At 39.8% G+C, this 19,682-nt stretch carries 17 protein-coding genes; 14 read left to right on the top strand and 3 right to left on the bottom strand.

The features are described from left to right. Positions 1-88: 88 nt before the first annotated feature. Together AC04QZ_RS23375 and AC04QZ_RS23370 are read right to left on the bottom strand one after the other, a co-directional pair. The gene (locus tag AC04QZ_RS23375; protein ID WP_086547524.1) at positions 89-778 is read right to left on the bottom strand and encodes a VIT1/CCC1 transporter family protein; all 690 of its coding nucleotides are present in this window, start codon (positions 776-778) and stop codon (positions 89-91) included. Between the two features lie 66 nt (positions 779-844). Beyond that, positions 845-1,273, bottom strand: coding sequence for a cupin domain-containing protein (locus AC04QZ_RS23370; RefSeq protein WP_478359670.1), 429 nt, complete (start codon positions 1,271-1,273; stop codon positions 845-847). A gap of 496 nt (positions 1,274-1,769) precedes the next feature. Here AC04QZ_RS23370 and sucD point away from each other — a divergent pair, with 496 nt between their 5' ends. From sucD to AC04QZ_RS23345, 5 genes are all read left to right on the top strand, one after another. After that, positions 1,770-2,642, top strand: a complete 873-nt coding sequence (gene sucD, locus AC04QZ_RS23365; RefSeq protein ID WP_057931931.1) for a succinate--CoA ligase subunit alpha — start codon at positions 1,770-1,772, stop codon at positions 2,640-2,642. A 377-nt stretch (positions 2,643-3,019) separates the two neighbouring features. Beyond that, on the top strand, positions 3,020-3,523 hold the full coding sequence (locus AC04QZ_RS23360; protein WP_086547522.1) for a methionine-R-sulfoxide reductase: 504 nt from the start codon (positions 3,020-3,022) through the stop codon (positions 3,521-3,523). A 144-nt stretch (positions 3,524-3,667) separates the two neighbouring features. After that, the gene (locus AC04QZ_RS23355; protein ID WP_086547521.1) at positions 3,668-4,048 is read left to right on the top strand and encodes a septal ring lytic transglycosylase RlpA family protein; all 381 of its coding nucleotides are present in this window, start codon (positions 3,668-3,670) and stop codon (positions 4,046-4,048) included. Between the two features lie 455 nt (positions 4,049-4,503). After that, entirely contained in the window at positions 4,504-5,475 is a 972-nt protein-coding gene (locus AC04QZ_RS23350; RefSeq protein WP_025145778.1) for a ribonucleoside-diphosphate reductase small subunit, read from the top strand. Between the two features lie 144 nt (positions 5,476-5,619). Continuing rightward, positions 5,620-8,004 carry a ribonucleoside-diphosphate reductase subunit alpha gene (locus AC04QZ_RS23345; protein ID WP_086547520.1) on the top strand — a complete coding sequence of 795 codons (2,385 nt, stop codon included), beginning with the start codon at positions 5,620-5,622 and terminating at the stop codon, positions 8,002-8,004. Between the two features lie 118 nt (positions 8,005-8,122). On the opposite strand, the gene AC04QZ_RS23340 is transcribed toward AC04QZ_RS23345, so the two are convergent. Next, positions 8,123-8,878, bottom strand: coding sequence for an SDR family oxidoreductase (locus tag AC04QZ_RS23340; RefSeq protein ID WP_086547519.1), 756 nt, complete (start codon positions 8,876-8,878; stop codon positions 8,123-8,125). Between the two features lie 925 nt (positions 8,879-9,803). On the opposite strand from AC04QZ_RS23340, the gene AC04QZ_RS23335 reads away from it, so the two are divergent. The 9 genes from AC04QZ_RS23335 to AC04QZ_RS23295 all read left to right on the top strand — a co-directional run bounded on the left by AC04QZ_RS23335 (position 9,804) and on the right by AC04QZ_RS23295 (position 19,376). Next, positions 9,804-12,869: a SusC/RagA family TonB-linked outer membrane protein gene (locus AC04QZ_RS23335; protein WP_478359669.1), complete on the top strand. Its 3,066-nt coding sequence runs from the start codon at positions 9,804-9,806 to the stop codon at positions 12,867-12,869. Positions 12,870-12,880: 11 nt separating this feature from the next. After that, positions 12,881-14,491, top strand: coding sequence for a RagB/SusD family nutrient uptake outer membrane protein (locus AC04QZ_RS23330; protein ID WP_478359668.1), 1,611 nt, complete (start codon positions 12,881-12,883; stop codon positions 14,489-14,491). 47 nt (positions 14,492-14,538) lie between these two features. Beyond that, the gene (locus AC04QZ_RS23325) at positions 14,539-14,952 is read left to right on the top strand and encodes a rhodanese-like domain-containing protein (RefSeq protein WP_478359667.1); all 414 of its coding nucleotides are present in this window, start codon (positions 14,539-14,541) and stop codon (positions 14,950-14,952) included. Between the two features lie 12 nt (positions 14,953-14,964). Next, positions 14,965-15,684: a rhodanese-like domain-containing protein gene (locus AC04QZ_RS23320; RefSeq protein WP_478359666.1), complete on the top strand. Its 720-nt coding sequence runs from the start codon at positions 14,965-14,967 to the stop codon at positions 15,682-15,684. 26 nt (positions 15,685-15,710) lie between these two features. Beyond that, on the top strand, positions 15,711-17,597 hold the full coding sequence (locus AC04QZ_RS23315; RefSeq protein ID WP_478359665.1) for an arylsulfatase: 1,887 nt from the start codon (positions 15,711-15,713) through the stop codon (positions 17,595-17,597). A gap of 28 nt (positions 17,598-17,625) precedes the next feature. Next, positions 17,626-17,790, top strand: coding sequence for a hypothetical protein (locus AC04QZ_RS23310; RefSeq protein ID WP_478359664.1), 165 nt, complete (start codon positions 17,626-17,628; stop codon positions 17,788-17,790). 95 nt (positions 17,791-17,885) lie between these two features. After that, positions 17,886-18,071 carry a hypothetical protein gene (locus AC04QZ_RS23305; protein WP_478359663.1) on the top strand — a complete coding sequence of 62 codons (186 nt, stop codon included), beginning with the start codon at positions 17,886-17,888 and terminating at the stop codon, positions 18,069-18,071. Then, positions 18,058-19,029 carry a sterol desaturase family protein gene (locus AC04QZ_RS23300; RefSeq protein ID WP_478359662.1) on the top strand — a complete coding sequence of 324 codons (972 nt, stop codon included), beginning with the start codon at positions 18,058-18,060 and terminating at the stop codon, positions 19,027-19,029. The genes AC04QZ_RS23305 and AC04QZ_RS23300 overlap by 14 nt, the downstream gene beginning before the upstream one ends. A gap of 125 nt (positions 19,030-19,154) precedes the next feature. After that, a complete protein-coding gene (locus AC04QZ_RS23295; protein ID WP_086547511.1) occupies positions 19,155-19,376 on the top strand; it encodes a cysteine-rich CWC family protein in 222 nt (73 codons plus the stop codon). Positions 19,377-19,682: the final 306 nt, after the last annotated feature.

The following is a 19,682-nucleotide window of genomic DNA, read 5'->3' as shown; positions in this document are numbered from 1 at the left end:
GCAAACGTTTGTGTGATTTTTTAAGAATGTAGGTGACGAGCTATTGCAGGTCTGGAACGCAAAACTGTAAAATACCAGCTGAGCACTGTTAACTGATCTTAGTGTCAAAGAGGTATCCAACCAAAGCGGTTACTGCCATGGCAACAGTTCCCCAGAAACAGATCCGTAATACTCCTTTAATCATACCAGAGCCTCCTGCCTTTGCTGCAATTGCGCCTGATAAAGCCAAAAACACAATGGCGAAACCATATTGATAAAACACCATCGATTTGATAGGAGCAAGAAAAGCAACAAGAAAGGGTAGGATGCCACCGCTAATGAAAGATGCGCCCGAGGCAAAAGCGGCTTGAAGTGGCTTGGGTTGGGTAATTTCGTTAATGCCCAGTTCATCTCTTGCATGTGTGGCCAAGGCATCCTTTTCCGTCAGTTTTATGGCTACCTGCATGGCCAGATCTTCATCCAGTCCTTGTGCAACATATATCTTGGCGAGCTCTTTCAGCTCCAATTCGGGCATGGTTTCGAGTTCTATTTTCTCACGGGCCAGATCAGCCTTTTCAATATCCGACTGCGAACTTACCGAAACATATTCACCAGCAGCCATCGATAATGCACCTGCAACCAGACCCGCCAGTGCCGCCAGTACAATTGGGCTCCTCGTATCGCTGGCTGCGGCAATACCAATAACCAGACTGGTTGTAGAAATTATGCCATCGTTGGCACCAAGTACCGCTGCCCTTAGCCAGCCCGTTCTATTGGTGTAATGCTTTTCTAATTCCATTTTTGGTAATGTGTGCGCTGTTTTTTTCGGTCTGCAGAGTCGAAACCCCTGATTTCCCGAATATCATCATTTCTTTTCGTAAACAATCAAAATAGTCAGGTCGTTACCTGCATTTGGAGCAATACCATGTGAGCTGCCCGGACGGGTTAAAATGGCATCACCAGGTTTAACTGCAAAGGTTTTCCCATTCATTTGCATGGTTCCGTTTCCACTGAGCACATAATAAATTTCATCTTCTTTTTGCAAATGGTAACCTATAGCAGAACCCGATTTTAAAATACGTTTTTTAAATACGGTTTTCAGGCTTTTAGCCTCACTAAAAAAGTTAAAACCAATGGTTTTACCACCGCCATTGTGTGTTCCTGGTTCTTCTTTGGTTACTTCAACATCGTTTTGAAGGATATATTTAGTCGTATCATTATTCTGCGCACGTGCATTAATAGAAATGAAAGCAGTAACGAAAACAGCGGCGATAGGGATTAATTTTTTGATCATATGGGTTTATAAGTAGTCTTTATCTTTAGTTTTTCAGCTCAAAAAGTAAATTTAGGCGTTTTGCATGGATGTTGCCACAAGCACCAGCACTTTGTTACTAAACCCGCTCTCCAAAAGCGCTGAACTGCTCATTTCCTAATCCTAAGCACCAATATTTTTGATTTGAAAACGAACGGTTTGCCATTCTTAGGTCGGGTTCGGCCCTGCCATTCACTTTATCCCGATGAAAAATCGGGATGCTCGTTGCTGTCAGGTTTATAACCGAAAGGTTTGCTGCTGTTATAGCGCCTAAGGCACGCCTGTAACTTTAGTCTTTCCACTTTAGTCTTTAGTCTAAATGTTTCCTATTCATTTTGCTATTACAATCTATATAGCGGGCTACAGCAGCCATAAACCATTTCCTTACATTTTACTGAAAAAACAGACTAAATAATGTGGTTTTAGATTTGAATTCCAGTTCAATAATATTAGCTTTGCACAAAAAAAATATTGATACATGAGCGTTTTAGTAAATAAAGATTCTAAGGTTATCGTTCAGGGTTTTACCGGAAACGAAGGAACTTACCACGCTGAGCAGATGCTGGCCTATGGTACAAACGTAGTTGGTGGTGTAACGCCTGGCAAAGGTGGGCAATTGCATTTAGAAAAGCCTGTTTTTAATACTGTTAAAGATGCCGTTGATAAAACGGGTGCAAATGTATCTATCATTTTTGTACCACCAGCTTTTGCTGCTGATGCAATTATGGAAGCTGCCGAAGGCGGTATTAAAGTTATTGTTTGTATTACTGAAGGTATCCCGACTAAGGATATGATTCAGGTTAAAGAATATATTGCTGATCGCGATGTTACCCTTATCGGCCCTAACTGTCCGGGTGTAATTACTGCTGATGAAGCTAAAATTGGTATCATGCCAGGTTTTATCTTCAAAAAAGGTCACGTAGGTGTGGTTTCTAAATCAGGAACTTTAACTTACGAAGCAGTAGACCAGGTGGTTAAAGCGGGTTTAGGTATTACAACGGCTATCGGTATCGGTGGTGACCCGATTATCGGAACACCAACTGTAGAAGCAGTTAAATTATTAATGAACGATCCTGAAACTCACGGTATCATCATGATTGGTGAAATTGGTGGTGGAATGGAAGCTGAAGCTGCCCGTTGGATTAAAGAAAACGGTACTAAACCTGTTGTAGGTTTCATCGCTGGTCAAACTGCGCCTCCGGGACGTAGAATGGGCCATGCTGGTGCTATTGTTGGTGGTGCTGACGATACTGCAGCTGCAAAAATGAAAATCATGCGCGAGTGTGGTATCCGTGTTGTAGAAAGTCCTGCTGAAATCGGTGCTGCAATGGCAGAAGAATTAGCCAAATAAGATTTAAAAATCTCATTATAGAAAAGCGTTTCGATTAAGTTCGGGACGCTTTTTGTTTTTACATGGTGCCGCAGAAACATAGGAGGAAAATTAGTTGCCACGGAAACACAGAAGCACTGAAAAGAATAGGTTTTAAATTGTAATAGGTTTTAACCTCGATTGCGCTAAGGTTTGTTAACCTCCCTCTCCTCCTGGAGAGGGACATGCAGAAAATGAACATATCGCCCAAACTTTGTCAGGGTGAGGTTCTGCGCCTAAAACTGTCAACTCCCAACTGAAAACTCGCAACTCCCAGCTAAATTATCATCCCTTTGTAAACACTCATACAAAGCACTAAACCAATAAACCAAAACAGAATCTATAACGTATATTGAGATATGAAAACGATGTTAAATAAACTATTTTTGCTTTCTGCTGTTGTTTTAATAACAGGTGTTTCAGCTTGTGCGCAAAAGCAAGATAAGAAAGCCGTAAAACAATCGAAGGAAACAGAACAAATCATACCAAAGAAGAAAATGAACTGGAATCCATTAACACCCGAAGAAGAGAGAGTAATTGTAAATAAAGGTACAGAATACCCTGGTACAGGTAAATACGAACATACAACAGATAAAGGAACTTATACCTGTAAACGTTGTAATGCGGCCTTATACCGTTCGGAAAGTAAGTTCGATGCACATTGTGGCTGGCCTGCTTTCGACGATGAAATTAAAGGCGCTGTAAAGCGTATTCCTGATGCCGATGGTTCGCGTACAGAAATTGTTTGCGCCAACTGTGGTGCGCATTTAGGTCACGTGTTTTTGGGCGAAGGATTTACCAATAAAGACACCCGTCATTGTGTAAATTCAATCTCCATGAATTTCGTGCCGGATAAAAAATAAGGTGGATGTAGAAGGGTTAGGTAGAGGCGTATGGCGACAAGCTGTACGCCTTTTTTAATGCACAAAATAGCGCTGTTTTTCCACAAATTGTTGATTATAAACTAAATGCTTATATTTGCAGGCTCGATAAAGAAAATTTAGCCTATGAAGTATCTGCTGTTATTAAGTTTTTGTTTCCTGTTTTTACTAGGTAAAGCACAAGATTCTGATTCATCAAACGAACCAGATAGTATCAAAAAAACAGTTCTCGCCACTTATTATCACAGAAAATTCGAAGGCCGCCGAACCACCAGCGGCGCTAAATACAGGGCAAAAAAATTAACGGCCGCCCACCGTACCCTGCCATTCGGCACCCTCGTTACCGTAACCAATCCAGATAACGGAAAATCAGTCGTTGTAAAGGTAAATGACCGTGGTCCATTCTCTAAAAGATTAGCGATAGATTTGTCTGAACGTGCTGCAAAACAGATTGGTATCTATCGTAAAGGCATTGCTAAAGTAAGCCTGAGTTACACGGTTGAGTAATACTCTTTTTAGCTCTATTCAGGGCTTATTATACCCCTCAAATTTAAGTTATTAACACTCATTTTGGTTTGCTAAACCCTTGAAAAGAAACGATTAGCTTTTTTTTCGCTTGAAAATGATATTTGGCTGATCGTTTTTCCCCAGCAATTGGGTAGGGTGTTAACAACTTTGGTTCACAAAAAAGGGCCACCGTATATATATTTGTTATAACAAAGTTCTTTAACTTCTTGCGCTTGAAAACAAATATAAAAGCTTAGTTTTTAGTAATTTATACGTATATCACTCTGATTGCAATTTTAAATTTTCCTAACTAAAAACTCAGTTGTTTGCCAGGCAATAGGGTTAGCACTTTCACAACAGCGTTTTGATAAAAGACATTACAATCATCATATAAAATTGATGGATGCGTGCCTTTGTCGGCTCTGTTAAAAAAATAGAATTAAAAATATCAGCGTATGGAACAGGAATTATTACTACAAGAAAACAAAGATAGATTTGTGCTTTTGCCGATTAAGTATCCGGCAATTTGGGAAATGTATAAAAAGACCGAAGCTAGTTTTTGGACTGCAGAAGAGATTGATCTTTCTGACGATCAGAAACACTGGGACAATTTAAATGATGGCGAAAGACATTTCATTTCTCACATCCTTGCTTTCTTTTCTGCTAGTGATGGTATCGTGAACGAAAATCTTGCAGTAAACTTCATGAGTGAGGTGCAATTGCCAGAAGCACGTTGTTTTTATGGTTTCCAGATTATGATGGAAAACATTCATGCCGAAACCTACGCCCTGTTAATCGATACTTATATTAAAGATCCTGAAGAAAAAGACCGTTTGTTCCACGCGATTGATACTGTTCCTGCAGTAAAAAGAAAAGCAGAATGGGCTTTACGCTGGATTGAAAACGGAACTTTTGCCGAACGTTTAGTGGCATTTGCTGCGGTTGAAGGTATTTTCTTCAGCGGAAGTTTCTGCTCTATTTTCTGGTTGAAAAAACGTGGCTTAATGCCAGGTTTAACTTTCAGTAACGAGTTGATCTCGAGAGACGAAGGCTCACACTGCGAATTTGCCTGTTTATTGTACAGCATGCTGAGCAATAAATTAAGCGAAGAAGCAGTTCACGGAATCATTAGTGATGCGGTAGAAATTGAAAAAGAATTTATTACCGATGCCTTACCAGTAGCGCTAATTGGTATGAATGCCAAATTAATGAGCCAATATATTGAGTTTGTGGCCGACAGATGGTTACAGGAGCTGGGTTACAAAAAAATCTATAATGCAACCAATCCATTCGATTTTATGGAAATGATTTCATTGCAGGGTAAAACCAATTTCTTCGAAAAACGTGTTGGCGATTATCAGAAAAGTGGTGTATTAACCTCTGCTGATAATAACAAACAGGCGTTCTCTTTAGACGAGGACTTTTAAGGTAGCGGGCGAAAGGTATTATCTTAATACCCCGCCACATAAATCTTGATACTGATTAAATAAATAATAAAAAATACAAAAGTGATGATTAAGTCTTGACGCTTGATAATCACGACTTAATAAAAAACTTAAATCTCATAAAATATGTTCGTACTAAAAAGAGATGGCCGCAAAGAAGCGGTGCAATTTGACAAAATCACAGCTCGTATTCAAAAGTTGTGCTATAGTTTAAATTCAGATCTGGTAGATCCAATCGATGTAGCCAAAAAGGTGATCGAAGGTTTATACGATGGTGTAACTACATCTGAGTTGGATAACCTTGCTGCAGAAACAGCTGCATCGTTAACAACCAAACATCCTGATTATGCTTTGCTGGCATCGCGTATTGCGGTTTCGAACTTGCATAAAAACACCACTAAATCATTCTCGGGTACGATGAAAATGTTGTACGAATATTTCGACCCGAAAGCGCAGAAAGAGGCACCTCTTATCGCTGATGATGTTTATGAGATTATAGAAAAAAACAAGGACATTTTAGATAGTTCTATCATTTACGACCGCGATTTCGGTTTCGATTATTTCGGTTTTAAAACTTTAGAAAAATCTTACCTTTTAAAAGTTAACGGACAGATTGTAGAACGCCCGCAACATTTATTTATGCGTGTTTCTGTTGGTATCCATAAAGAAGATATCGAAAGTGCCATCAAAACCTATAACTTAATGAGTGAGCGTTGGTTTACACATGCTACGCCAACTTTATTTAACGCCGCTACCCCAAAACCTCAAATGTCATCATGTTTCTTGTTAACCATGCAGGACGATAGCATCGAAGGTATTTACGATACATTAAAACAAACCGCTAAAATTTCGCAAAGTGCTGGTGGTATTGGTTTAAGTATCCACAATATCCGTGCAACTGGCTCGTACATTGGTGGTACAAACGGTACAAGTAACGGTATTATCCCAATGTTACGTGTATTTAACGATACTGCCCGTTACGTAGATCAGGGTGGAGGTAAACGTAAAGGCGCCTTTGCTATTTATTTAGAGCCTTGGCATGCCGATGTTTTCGAATTCTTAGACTTGCGTAAAAACCACGGTAAAGAAGAAATGCGTGCACGTGATTTGTTCTATGCCCTTTGGATTAACGATTTGTTTATGCAACGTGTTAAAGATAATGGCGATTGGACATTATTCTGCCCGCACGAAGCACCAGGTTTAGCAGATTGTTTCGGCAAGGAATTTGAAGATTTATATACTAAATACGAAGCTGAAGGCCGTGGCCGTAAAACCATTAAAGCACAGGAGCTTTGGTTTGCTATTTTAGATTCGCAAATCGAAACCGGTACACCATATATGTTGTTTAAAGATGCAGCGAACAGCAAATCTAACCAACAGAACTTAGGTACCATTAAGAGTTCTAACCTGTGTACCGAAATTATCGAGTACACTTCTAAAGATGAGGTTGCAGTTTGTAACTTAGCTTCATTGGCATTGCCTCGTTTCGTAATCAACGGTGCTTTCGATCACCAAAAATTATACGATGTAACTTATCAGGCCACTTTAAACCTGAACAAAATCATCGATCATAACTATTACCCGGTACCAGAAGCCGAAAACTCAAACATGCGTCACCGTCCGGTTGGTTTAGGTGTGCAAGGTTTGGCTGATGCCTTTATCTTATTGCGTTTACCTTTCGAAAGTGATGAGGCTAAACGTTTAAATAAAGATATTTTCGAAACGATTTATTTTGCTTCGATGACGGCTTCACACGATTTAGCGGTGAAACATGGTCCTTACCAAACATTTAAAGGTTCTCCACTATCAAAAGGTAAATTCCAGTTCGATTTATGGAATGTTACACCAGATAGCGGTCGTTGGGACTGGAATGCATTGCGCAAAAAAGTAGTTAAAGATGGGGTGTATAACTCCTTATTGGTTGCACCAATGCCAACTGCATCTACTTCTCAAATTTTAGGTAACAACGAGTGTTTTGAACCATATACTTCTAACATTTACACCCGCCGTGTATTAAGTGGAGAGTTTGTAGTGGTAAACAAACACTTATTGAAAGATTTAGTGGCATTAGGTTTATGGAACAACGATATGAAAAACCAAATCATATTGGCTAACGGTTCAATCCAGGCGATTGATTCAATTCCAGATTACATTAAAGAATTGTATAAAACCGTTTGGGAGATCAAAATGCGTAACATCATCGATATGGCTGCCGACCGTGGCGCCTATATCTGCCAATCGCAATCATTAAACTTGTTCGTAAACGCACCAAATACTTCAAAATTAACTTCAATGCACTTCTACGCATGGGAGAAAGGTTTAAAAACCGGTATGTATTACTTGCGTACACAGGCAGCTTCTCAAGCCGTTAAATTTACGGTAGAGAACCAGGGTGGTAAAGCCATTGAAGCGGTTATCCCAGCTGAAATGACACAAGACCAGGTTGCTGAAGAAATCGTTGACGGACCAGTTTGTTCAATGGAAGAAGGCTGTATCAGCTGCTCAGGCTAGTCCCGAGCAATCGTCATACTAAGGTTGTTTAGGATCTCCTCAAGATAGAATCTTAAAGGAGATCATCTAAAACATCCTCCAAATACAAAAGCCCGGTACATATTGTATCGGGCTTTTTTTATCGCTGATTTTTAGTAATCGCAATCCAATCAGTGTAATGGGTTTCACCAAGAAAAACAGCCGCTTCGGGCACTAACGTGTCGGCAGTTAACAATGCTCCCGAGTATGGCGCCTCAACATCAGATGTTACCTCATCATTTTGGTGAGTGGCCTGCAAGTATTGCCTTATCCATATGGCCATATCATATTTTTCAGGTCCGCCAATTTCAAGAATTTGGTTAGCGGGCTTTTCCAAAGCTATTTTGGCCATAAAAGCAGCTACATCTTTACTGGCGATAGGTTGAATATTGGCTGCAGGTAGGATTACTTTTCCATCAGTGATGCTCATTTGAACAATGCCTCCGGCAAATTCAAAAAACTGGGTAGCATGAACAAGCGTATAGGGGATGCCTGATGCTTTGATCAAGTCTTCCTGGACTTGTTTGGCACGAAAATAACCGCTGGCCTGGAGTTTTTGGGTACCCACTACAGATAAGGCAATATGATGCTGTACCCCAGCTGCCTTTGCCATAGGCAACAGGTTTTCATTGGAAGTTTTGAAAAAGTTCATTACGGCAGTATCTTCAAAAGATGGCGAGTTAGATACATCTATCACTACCTGTGCCCCTTGCAATACTTCTTTTAAACCTTCGCCGGTAAGTGTGTTCACTCCTTTATTGGGCGAGGCAGCGATCACCTCATGTCCGCTGTTTTGTAATTGATTTACGATTTGGTTACCAATAAGGCCGGTACCGCCGATAACTACTATTTTCATAATCTTTGCTAGGATAAATTGTGCTATACAAAGATGAACAGTACCTGGCAAGAAAAACTTAAACTAGTTTAAGAAAGCTAAATGTAACTATAGTTCCTTAAAAGTAATTATAACGTAGAGGTTTTGGGCAAACGCTCAAAACCTTTTTGATGAAATAAAAAATAACTACTGGTCCCACCATACTTTTGTACTTGTTAGTCGGCTCCATCGCAATAACCTTAGCAACCAATCATATTTTTAGTGCAAAAAAAGACATTTAATGGATTAAATAATGACATGAAAAAATAAAGACTACTAAATCTATAGAATTACTTGCTTATAGGGAAATAACTATTATCTTTGCACAAGATTTAAAAAGAAAATTGAAGTGTAAAAAGCAGGGGCGTTAACCCCCGCTAATTAGAATAAAATCAGTACGTAACGCCAATCACATTACTGATTAAGAATTCTTTGTTTTAATTAATTGTACCATTAACAAAAACAGTCAAATATATGGAAAAATTTTCCTTACCCTCATCATGTCATCTTGCTTTAACCTTGCAGGTGCAAAAAATCTTTTCTAAAAATAGAGGTACCCTAAGTTGTTGGGGCTATTGTCGAATGCCTAACTAGGCCGTTCATTCCATTCCAATAAAATCAGATACGCCAGTCCGGGCTAAGATTATTTCATGTAAATAATCCAATAGCTTTCAGCCGGTTTCGTTAAGCTAACTCATGCTATTTAAAGCCTGGGGTGGCCGCGTGTTGCGTAATAAATTCCAAACAAAAATTTTTAAAAACAAGGGTTTCGTTATTGAAATCCCTTAAATCCCCATAAAAACTAATCATGAATAATAACCGAAAGCGAAGGGAGACATCAAGCCTTTGCGATAAAAGACGAAACGCATTAACAACTAATTACCGAAGTCAAATTTGCTATACTTTAATGTTATTGGCAACTGGTATTGCATTAAACCTGGGGCTTTCTGTAACCGTTAAAGCGCAACAGACAATCCCATTAGTACAATCTAAATTAGTAGGTACTGTATTAGATGAGAAAACTAAAGACCCCTTAATTGGTGTCTCTGTTCAAATTAAAGGTACAACTCACGTTGCACAAACAAATGCACAAGGAATATTTAGTTTCATTACCGGGCAAAAATTCCCATATACTTTAGTCGTTAGCTATATAGGCTATCAAAAACAAGAATTAATAGTGGATGGAAGTCCTGTAAATATCTTATTAAAAGAGGAAAATGGACAACTGAACGAAATTGTTGTGGTGGGCTACGGTACACAGAAGCGTAAAGACTTAACCGGAGCCATTGCATCTGTAAAATTAGATGAACTGAAAAGTTTACCAGTAAGTTCGCCTGAGCGCTTGTTGCAAGGTACAGTTTCTGGTATTCAGGTAACGCAAACTTCCGGACAACCTGGTGGGGGAGTTAGCGTGCAAATCAGGGGTAGCAACTCTATTACTGCTGGTAGTGATCCGCTTTATGTAATTGATGGTTTTCCAATAAATAACGACAATACTGCTGCAGACGCAGGCGTAACCAACGGCGCAAAAATAAACCCAATGTCTTTTTTGAGTGCTGAAGATATCGAATCTATCGATGTATTGAAGGATGCCTCAGCTACGGCCATTTATGGCTCCAGGGGAGCCAATGGTGTAGTTATTATCACGACCAAAACGGGTAAACCCAGCAAGCCATCAATTAATTACGATGGTTATTACGGCAGTCAAAGTGTAATCCGAACATTGCCTTTGTTAAATGGTGCGCAATGGTGGGCACTACGTAAAGATGCGGCTAAAAATTCAGGTAAAAATCTGGTCATTCCATCGGTAAGTGGTTATGGTTTAGATACTACTGGTGTGGGTACCGATTGGCAGGCAGCTGCATTTAGAGATGCACCTGTACAAAACCATAACATTTCAATCCTTTCTGGCTCTGAACGTACACGTTTTGCATTGTCTGGCAACTATTTTAACCAGGAAGGTGTATTGCAGAATACCAATTTTACCAGGTACGCGGGTAGATTAAATATAGACCATGAGTATAATAAAAGACTGAGGATTTTTGCCAGTGTAATTGGAAGTAGCACCACGGCAAATGTGGCACCAGCTAATATTGTAGGTAACCTATTACTTACGCCACCATCTTTACCTATTTATAAGAACGATGGCACATTTGTAGTCATCAGCCCCTTTGAGTCGGCTTTGCAAAATCCAATCAACTCTTTGTATAATCAAATTAACCAGACAAAAACCAATCGTTTTTTAGGTAACGTTTCTGCTGAATATACCATTGTGGAGGGCTTAAAAGCAAAAATTTTGTTTGGTGCTGATGTAACGGACAATAAGCAAAATCGTTATTTACCAATTACCACTGGCGAGGGACAGGCATTAAGTGGCGTTGCTACTGTAGGTAGTTTGTTCACATCATCCTGGTTAAATGAAAATACCCTAAGCTACGATAAGACATTTGCCGAGAAGCATAAAATAAATGCGGTTGCCGGTTTTACCGCTCAAAAATCCAATACCAAAGGTGCGGTAGCAGAGGGCGCAGGCTTTGCAACAGATGAATATACCTACAATAATATAGGTACCGGCGTAACGCAACGCCCGGCATCTTCAACTGCTATCCAATGGGCATTAGCCTCCTATTTAGGTCGTGTAAATTATGTGTTTGATGGCCGTTATCTGGCAACCTTAACTTTACGTGCAGATGGTTCATCGCGTTTTGGTGAAGGCAACAAATGGGGTTATTTCCCATCGGCAGCTTTTGGCTGGAACATAACCAGCGAATCTTTCGCCAAAGAATGGAAAAAAATTAGCCAACTGAAAGTGCGCTTGAGTGCGGGTTATACAGGTAATCAAAATATCCCTCCATACTCATCGTTAGGACAAATTGGCTATTACAGATATAACTTCTCGAATGCAACCGTGGCAGGTTTTGCACCAAGAAATGTGGGTAATCCAAATTTGGGATGGGAAAAAACCTTACAAATAGATGCAGGCTTCGATTTAGGTTTATTTGATAACCGCATTGCGATAACTGCTGATTACTATTACAAAAAGACAACCGATTTATTGTTGAGCAGATCGGTTCCCGGAACTTCTGGTTTGTCTGATCCGTTTAATACACAGGCATCTGTTGTTTATCAGAACATTGGTGAGGTAGCAAACAAGGGAATTGAGCTTTCGTTAACAACAAGAAATTTTATCAATGAATTTAAATGGAGTAGCACTGCACTTTTCTCTGTTAACAGAAATAAAGTGCTGAGCCTGGGCGATGGTGTAAGCCAATATATTCCGGACAACAACGCTGCTTCAATTGCTAAGGTAGGTTATCCCTTAGGTTCGTTTATCGTGTATCAAACCGATGGCGTTATTCAAGCTGGCGATGTGCCCCTTACGCCACAGGCAAACAAATCGGCCGGAGGCCAAAAATATAAAGACTTAAACGGCGATGGGAAAATTACCCAGGGCGATGATCGTATCGTTATTGCTAATCAGCCGGGTTTTTTGGCCGGATTAACCAATACATTCAGCTATAAAGGTTTCGATGTAAATGTTTTTCTACAGGCTAACGTAGGCGGAAAGTTATACAACCAAAATAGAGCAAACCTGGAGTTGGGTACCGGTTATGTAAACGGATCTACGGAATTACTTAATAGATGGACACCAAGCAATACAAACACCGATGTAAAAGCAGCATTTCAAGATCCGGCTATCACTATTTCTGATCGCTTTATAGAGAGCTCAAGTTACTTGCGTTTGAAAAACGTATCGTTAGGTTATACGTTGCCAAAGCACATTGCTGCTAAAATTAAAACCCAAAATATCAGGATCTATGTTTCTGGTGCCAACTTGGTTACCTGGACAAAATATACTGGTTTTGATCCTGAGGCAAGTGTAAACGGACAAAGTTTATTAGCTGCCGGGGTTGATAATGGTGTATATCCGAATAGTAAATCTGTGCAGTTTGGTCTATCTCTAAGTTTATAAGAATTAAAAAAATGAAAATTTTAAAATATACAGCATTATCATTGGCGATACTTTCAACGGTATCGTGCAAGAAGTTTCTGACAGAAAATCCAGATGGATTGCTGCAGGAAAACGAATATTACAAAACACAGGCAGATGCGATAAATGCAGTTAATGCCGTTTATTTCTCACTAAATCAGGGTGTTGCCGGTGCTTCGGGCATATTGCAAACACCCTACAACACGCTATTTAATACGGGAATGAACATGGCCGATGATGATGAAGATCCAGGACCGGGTGCTACCAATGCCGACGTACGTTCCTTATCGGTTTTATCTCATTCATCTGGCAATTTAAGGGTTTACGAAATCTGGCAACAACATTATGCGACTATCCGAAGGGCGAATATTGCAATAGATAGAATACCAACCATTGCATTTGATGCAACTTTAAAAAGCAGATTAATTGCAGAAGCTAAATTTTTAAGGGCATTGTATTATTTCAACCTGGTCAGGTTGTTTGGCGGCGTGCCTTTAATTACTGCGCAACAAGAATTTATCAAAGCTTCTGATTATGCAATTGCAAAATCTACGCCCCAACAAGTTTATGGTCAAATTGAAAAAGATTTAATCGAAGCCGCCATCGATTTGCCGGCAACTTATGTATCGCCAAATGTGGGCAGAGCAACAAAGGGTGCTGCAAAAGCTTTGCTGGCTAAAGTGTACTTAACTGAAGCATCGCAACCCTTAAATATTACGGCAAAATATGCTGATGCAGTCCGCCTGGCTGAGGAAGTGCTTTCGCCTGCGGATGGGGGAACAGGAAATTACGGTTATGGTTTGTTTGATAACTATGCAGATGCTTTTTTGCCAGCTACAAAAAACGGTAAAGAGCATATATTTTCGGTGCAATTTAAATCTAACTCTCAAGGGCAGGGCAATAACGAAACTTCGAGGGCAATTTTAAGCAATGTTCCAGGTTTAAGCGGCAATTACGCACATATGGTGAGGTATTACACCGTAGGTACCGACAAATATTTCAGTATTTACAAGTTATACACACCCGCTGATAAAAGAAGGGATGCAACTTTTGTAAAAGCCTTCCAAAGCCCAACAAACGGCAATTTGTACTCCTTAGGTATTGATGGTAAAACTTATGTTTACAAAACTACCGACCCTCTACCTACTGCAGAACTGACGCCATTCTTTAATAAATTTTGGGATCCCAATTCTACTACTTTAACCGCAGAGGCAGCAGCTAATGTAAATATTTTGCGCTATGCAGATCTATTATTAATTCATGCAGAGGCAGAGAATGAACTGAACGGGCCAAGCGCAAAAGCTTTCAGTTCGTTAAACCGGGTAAGAGGAAGAGCAGGGCTGGGTGCACTTAGTTTAATTAACACACCAGACAAAAACGCATTTAGAGATGCCTTGTATCTCGATCGGCGCTTAGAGTTAGTTTATGAATATGAACGTTGGTTCGATTTGATCAGAGAGAAAGATGCCGCTGGTAATTCAATTTTCGTATCAAGCCTGCACAAAGTTGGCAAAACAATAGCCACTGAAAAAAACCGGTTGTATCCAATTCCACAGGCAGAAATAGAGAATAATCCATTGTTAAAGCAAAACCCAGGTTGGTAATTAAATAAGCTAAAGATTTTAACAGTTTAATTCCTAGAAAAATAGATATGAAAAAGATTCAGATTTTGTTTACACTGCTGTTGTTAAGTGCAGTAACTTTTGCACAAAAAGCAGTAAAAGATCACCCGAAACTGGCTAAAACTGCTGTTTCATCAACCAAACTGGTTACCCCACAAATATTAAAGGAGATTTCAAATGGCAGTGCCTACCTGGTAGATGTTAGAAGTACTGAAGAATTCCAAAAAGCCCATTTAAAACATGCCCAAAACATCGATGTTAAAAGTCCTGACTTTTTAAAAAACATTGCCCAGCTCGATAAAACAAAACCAATTTATTTGTACTGCAGGTCTGGCCATAGAAGTGGCTTAGCGACCGATTCGCTGCTGAACCTGGGTTACGCTAAGGTTTATAATATTGGTGGGCTGGATAGTCTGGTTACCAAAGGATTTACTAAAAATTAAAACTTAAAACCCATGAAAAAAACAATCGTAAACTTAATGGCAATGATCCTGTATATAGGTGTTGCAAAAGCGCAAACTACGCCATCTTTCGCCCAAATTGCAGAAAAGATCAATAAAGCACAGGCTCAGGTAATTGATGCCAGATCGGCAGAAGAATTTCAGCAGAGCCACATCAAAGGCGCTGTAAACATCAATCCCGCAGGTGCAGATTACCAAAAAGACTTAAAACAATTAACTGGTCAAAAGCCTATTGTAATTTATTCCATCGGTAGCGGAAGAAGCAATTCTTTAGCTAAAGTATTAAAGGAAAAGGGATTCAAAGATGTTTGGGTGCTTGATGGCGGTTTTAGTAAATGGATAGGCTCGGGTTATCCCATTGAAGATCATACCAAACAAGCAGCAATCACAACAGCGGCCTATAACAAGCTAACGCAATCTGCAAAAGTGGTGCTGATAGATTTTGGTTCTAAATATTGTGGTTCTTGCAAAAAACTGGTTCCTGTTTTGGATTCGCTGGAAAACCAAAAAAGTTTTGGTGCTAAAATCATTAAAATCGAATCTTACGAGCAGGCAAAATTAGTTAAAGAAAAAAATATCAAAAGCTTGCCTACGCTACTGCTTTACAAAGATGGAAAACTGGTTTGGCAAAAAGTAGGTCAGGCTTCAACCCAAGAAATTTCTGCTGCGGTTAGCCAAAACAAACCTGCTGGCGCTATCGCTTCATCAAAATAATAGCTAAAAACTTAACTCAAAAAAACATGAAGAAATTTTTAATCTTAACAGCAATCACCGCTAGCTTTGTAGCTAATCAGGTTGCTGCACAAAATATTACGCAACAACAAGAACCTTTTAAAGGGGTAATCGGTCGCACGCTTGCGGAATCAAAAGAATACTGGACAGACCCAATAAAGGCCCCGGCAAATGCGCCAAATGTACTTTGGATTTTAATAGACGATGTTGGATTTGGTGCGACCACTACTTTTGGAGGCTTAATCAATACCCCAACTTTTGACGCTTTGGCCAAAGATGGCTTACGTTACACCAATTTTCATACTACCGCAATTTGCGCACCTACCAGATCTGCTTTATTAACCGGGAGAAATTCTCATGCGGTGCATATGGGCGGTTTTGCACATACCCGTATGTCTGCCGGTTTTCCAGGTTGGGATGGAAGAATCCCTTCTGATAAAGGAACAGCCGCCGAAATATTAAGAGAAAATGGATACAATACCTTTGCCGTAGGAAAATATGGTTTAACACCAGATGAGGATGCAACAGATGTAGGGCCATTTGATCGTTGGCCACTGGGGAAAGGGTTTGACCATTTCTTCGGGTTTTTAGGCTCCGCTACAGATCAATACAAACCAGACTTAGTTGAAGATAACGCCCATGTTACGCCAGATGGTCGCCATTTAACTGCTCAGATTACCGACAAGGCCATTTCTTATTTGAAACGCCAGCAAGCGGTAAAGTCTGGTAAGCCATTTTTCTTATACTATGCGCCGGGTGCAACACATTCACCGCACCAGGTGCCTGATGAGTTTAGGGATTTGTACAAAGGTAAATTCGATAAGGGATGGGATAATTTCCGGCAGGAAATTTTTGCACAAGAAAAGAAATCGGGCATTATTCCACAAAATACCGTTTTGCCAGAACGTAACCCGAATATTTTGGCCTGGGATAAGTTATCCGATAAGCAGCGTAAAGTGTATGCTCGTTTTATGGAAGTTTACGCAGCCTATTTAACTTATACTGATTACGAAGTTGGAAGATTGATTGATTACCTTAAAACGTCACAGCAATTGGAAAATACTTTAGTTTTTGTAATTATTGGCGATAACGGTGCAAGTAAAGAAGGTACGCAAAATGGAGTGATCGATAAAGGTTATGTGGCAGCAGGTACAAAAGCGCCAAAACCATTAACAGAAGAAGAATCTGTGGATTATAACTATGCCAATTTAGCTAAGGTAGGTACGCCAGAAAATACCGTGGGCAATTATCCGTTAGGCTGGGCACAGGCATTAAACACACCTTTTAAAGCCTGGAAACAAGATGCCAATAGCGAGGGCGGCACACGTAATCCGTTAATTGTTTATTATCCTAAGGGGATTAAAGATAAAGGAACATTACGTACACAATACGGCCATGTGATTGATATCCTTCCCACCACCCTTGAATATGTAGGTATTAAAAATCCGGAATTTATTCGCGGGATTAAGCAGGATACGCTTCAAGGTACTTCATTGGCCTACAGTTTTGATAATGCCAAAGCTGCCTCACGCCACACCGTACAGCACTACTACATTTTCGGTGCAAGATCTATTTATAAAGATGGATGGAAGGCCGCGTTGAGTTTTAACCGCGATGGAATTTTCGGTCCGGAAAAAGCGAGCGGCGCAACTACGAGAAAATACGGAGAAGGTGAATGGGAACTGTACAATCTAAACGAAGATTTTAATGAACGAATTGACCTGGCAAAAAAAGACCCGAAAAAGTTAGCAGAATTGAAAGCGCTGTTTGAGGTGCAGGCCCAAAAATACAATTTGTATCCTTATATCACCTGGGATGATGTAACCAATCAGCGTATTCATCAAAAAACGCAGGCTACAAATACAACAACCAGCAGCGAAACAATAAAGAAATAAGTATAAATGATCACTTTAAAAAATTAAGATGACTATTTCAGATGTAAAAATTCTTGGCAAGAAAATCCTTTTAGGGATTGTGGTTACCTTAGTGCCATTTGCTATCATTTTTGGCAGCTTATGGGCTGCTCCAAAATTGCTCCCTAAATCTAAATCAAACGCCAGTAATACCATTATTTCACCTGTAAAATAACCTTGATGATGGAACCGTCATGATTTTCAAGACCAGGTCATGGAATAAATCATGACGGCTTCATCACCTTTAAAAACAAATTATAAAAAATGAAAATGTCATTAGAATCCAGACAGAAAATATGGCGAAACGCTGGCTTAAGTCTGTTTATCTTTTTTTTACCCATAGCGCTTATGTTCACCACTTTTTACATTACCGGAGAGAGACCATGGGAGCACAAAAAAGCTACGGTTAATAAACCTTCAACCTTAAAAACAAATAGCGAAAATGGAAGCGATTGATTTTATCAAAAAAATAATAGAAAACCTCAATGGAATCGGATTTCCGTTTTTAGTTTTTGTAATCGGGGTACTCGAGTTCTCTTTTGGGCTTTACAAAGGCAAATGGCCAAAAGGCGAGCGCTATACAGATATTGCCTGTTTCATTTTGCCCAAATTAGTCATTAGACCGGTAGTAGCCTATTATGGATTAAAGTTTTTACCTGCGGTATTACCAAATTTAAAAAATGAATTTGAGTGGGTTCCATTTTGGTGGGGCTGCGCAATTATCGCAGTTGCCGATGATTTGACGCAATATTGGTACCACCGTTTACACCATGAAATTCCATGGTTATGGCGTTTCCATCGTACACACCACTCGGCGCCGTACATGGGTATGGCGATGGCCAGCAGGCAAAATGTAATTTATAGTTTGTTTTTTTCTCAAACCTATTTAACTACTGCGCTGGTCTATTTAGGCTTAGGTATTCCGGCAGTGGTGGTAAAAGGTATAAAAGGAGCTATTGTAACCTTTGCACACTCGAGCATTCCCTGGGATAAACCTTTTTATAAGTACAAAGTATTACATCCTATTGCCTGGGTGTTCGAGCGGGTAATATCAACCCCCGCCACACATCATGCGCACCATGCGGCATCAACAGATGATGGGATAGGTTATTATAAAGGTAATTTTGGTAACATGTTTTTCCTGTGGGATATCATTTTCGATACCGCATTCATCAGCAGAAAGTATCCTAAAGCTTATGGCATTTCGCATTATGAAGGTGATGAGTGGTATGCCCAACTGGCCTGGCCGTTCTTCAAATCTAAAGTAGTAGGCAGCGAATTGGCTAAAAATGGGCCAATAGTAAGGCAGGATGAGCATGTTGCAGAAAGTAGCATCCCCTTAACTGCAGGTATCAACGAAGAATATAACCTCACCCATACCCATATCAATGCTAAAATGGAATCTGCATTTTAACATTTTTACGTTCGTATTATTTAAGGTTTTGGGCAAACGCTCAAAACCTTATTTTTTGTTTATACTTTTGTATTGGTTTCATTAGTTAATGACTAAATGAACCCATAAACAATTGAACTTTAAAGATGTCTTCAACTATTCATAGCGCCAAACACGAAATCATTCCCTGCGAGCGGTGTAATGGTGCTATTGAGTGCAAGGCAAATTCTTATACCAAATGCCAGTGTAGTGTGGTACAGCTGAGTATAAACGAAGTCCAATACATCTCTGAATTGTACGATGGCTGTCTTTGTGCCAAATGTTTATTCGAATTACAACAGGAATACCGTGAAGAGATTGGTGTATAAAACCTTGTGATTTTCGTGTCTCTGTTCGTAAATCATTTGAAAAGCAGGTTTCTGTGTGCTTAGGTTAGTTCCAGTCCCGCTTTCCCTTCTGCCCCGATCAAACCTGTGAAACAGGCAAGCTACCCATAAAACAACAAAGATAAACCCTTAAATCGGGCGCATTCGTGCAATCGGGTTTAGGTTACCTGGGTTCTGCTCTTCTGGGCAAATTTATATCAAGGTATTTTTCTCTTGCGTAAAACCCAAAACAGATCAATTACTGTACTCCAATTCGGTCAATTGTATAGGTCTAAAAAAGGACGACTT

This window comes from Pedobacter folensis, assembly GCF_056490665.1.
The sequence above is the reverse complement of the archived record's forward strand: the minus strand, read 5'-3'. Positions and strand labels throughout refer to the sequence as shown.

What these genes read in the sequence shown, in the direction of transcription:
- AC04QZ_RS23345 (WP_086547520.1), top strand. Translation starts at nt 5,620, where the DNA reads ATGTTCGTACTAAAAAGAGATGGCCGCAAAGAAGCGGTGCAATTTGAC.
- AC04QZ_RS23295 (WP_086547511.1), top strand. Translation starts at nt 19,155, where the DNA reads ATGTCTTCAACTATTCATAGCGCCAAACACGAAATCATTCCCTGCGAG.
- AC04QZ_RS23300 (WP_478359662.1), top strand. Translation starts at nt 18,058, where the DNA reads ATGGAAGCGATTGATTTTATCAAAAAAATAATAGAAAACCTCAATGGA.
- sucD (WP_057931931.1), top strand. Translation starts at nt 1,770, where the DNA reads ATGAGCGTTTTAGTAAATAAAGATTCTAAGGTTATCGTTCAGGGTTTT.
- AC04QZ_RS23350 (WP_025145778.1), top strand. Translation starts at nt 4,504, where the DNA reads ATGGAACAGGAATTATTACTACAAGAAAACAAAGATAGATTTGTGCTT.
- AC04QZ_RS23325 (WP_478359667.1), top strand. Translation starts at nt 14,539, where the DNA reads ATGAAAAAGATTCAGATTTTGTTTACACTGCTGTTGTTAAGTGCAGTA.
- AC04QZ_RS23315 (WP_478359665.1), top strand. Translation starts at nt 15,711, where the DNA reads ATGAAGAAATTTTTAATCTTAACAGCAATCACCGCTAGCTTTGTAGCT.
- AC04QZ_RS23330 (WP_478359668.1), top strand. Translation starts at nt 12,881, where the DNA reads ATGAAAATTTTAAAATATACAGCATTATCATTGGCGATACTTTCAACG.
- AC04QZ_RS23355 (WP_086547521.1), top strand. Translation starts at nt 3,668, where the DNA reads ATGAAGTATCTGCTGTTATTAAGTTTTTGTTTCCTGTTTTTACTAGGT.
- AC04QZ_RS23340 (WP_086547519.1), bottom strand. Translation starts at nt 8,878, where the DNA reads ATGAAAATAGTAGTTATCGGCGGTACCGGCCTTATTGGTAACCAAATC.
- AC04QZ_RS23305 (WP_478359663.1), top strand. Translation starts at nt 17,886, where the DNA reads ATGTCATTAGAATCCAGACAGAAAATATGGCGAAACGCTGGCTTAAGT.
- AC04QZ_RS23320 (WP_478359666.1), top strand. Translation starts at nt 14,965, where the DNA reads ATGAAAAAAACAATCGTAAACTTAATGGCAATGATCCTGTATATAGGT.
- AC04QZ_RS23370 (WP_478359670.1), bottom strand. Translation starts at nt 1,273, where the DNA reads ATGATCAAAAAATTAATCCCTATCGCCGCTGTTTTCGTTACTGCTTTC.
- AC04QZ_RS23360 (WP_086547522.1), top strand. Translation starts at nt 3,020, where the DNA reads ATGAAAACGATGTTAAATAAACTATTTTTGCTTTCTGCTGTTGTTTTA.
- AC04QZ_RS23310 (WP_478359664.1), top strand. Translation starts at nt 17,626, where the DNA reads ATGACTATTTCAGATGTAAAAATTCTTGGCAAGAAAATCCTTTTAGGG.
- AC04QZ_RS23335 (WP_478359669.1), top strand. Translation starts at nt 9,804, where the DNA reads ATGTTATTGGCAACTGGTATTGCATTAAACCTGGGGCTTTCTGTAACC.
- AC04QZ_RS23375 (WP_086547524.1), bottom strand. Translation starts at nt 778, where the DNA reads ATGGAATTAGAAAAGCATTACACCAATAGAACGGGCTGGCTAAGGGCA.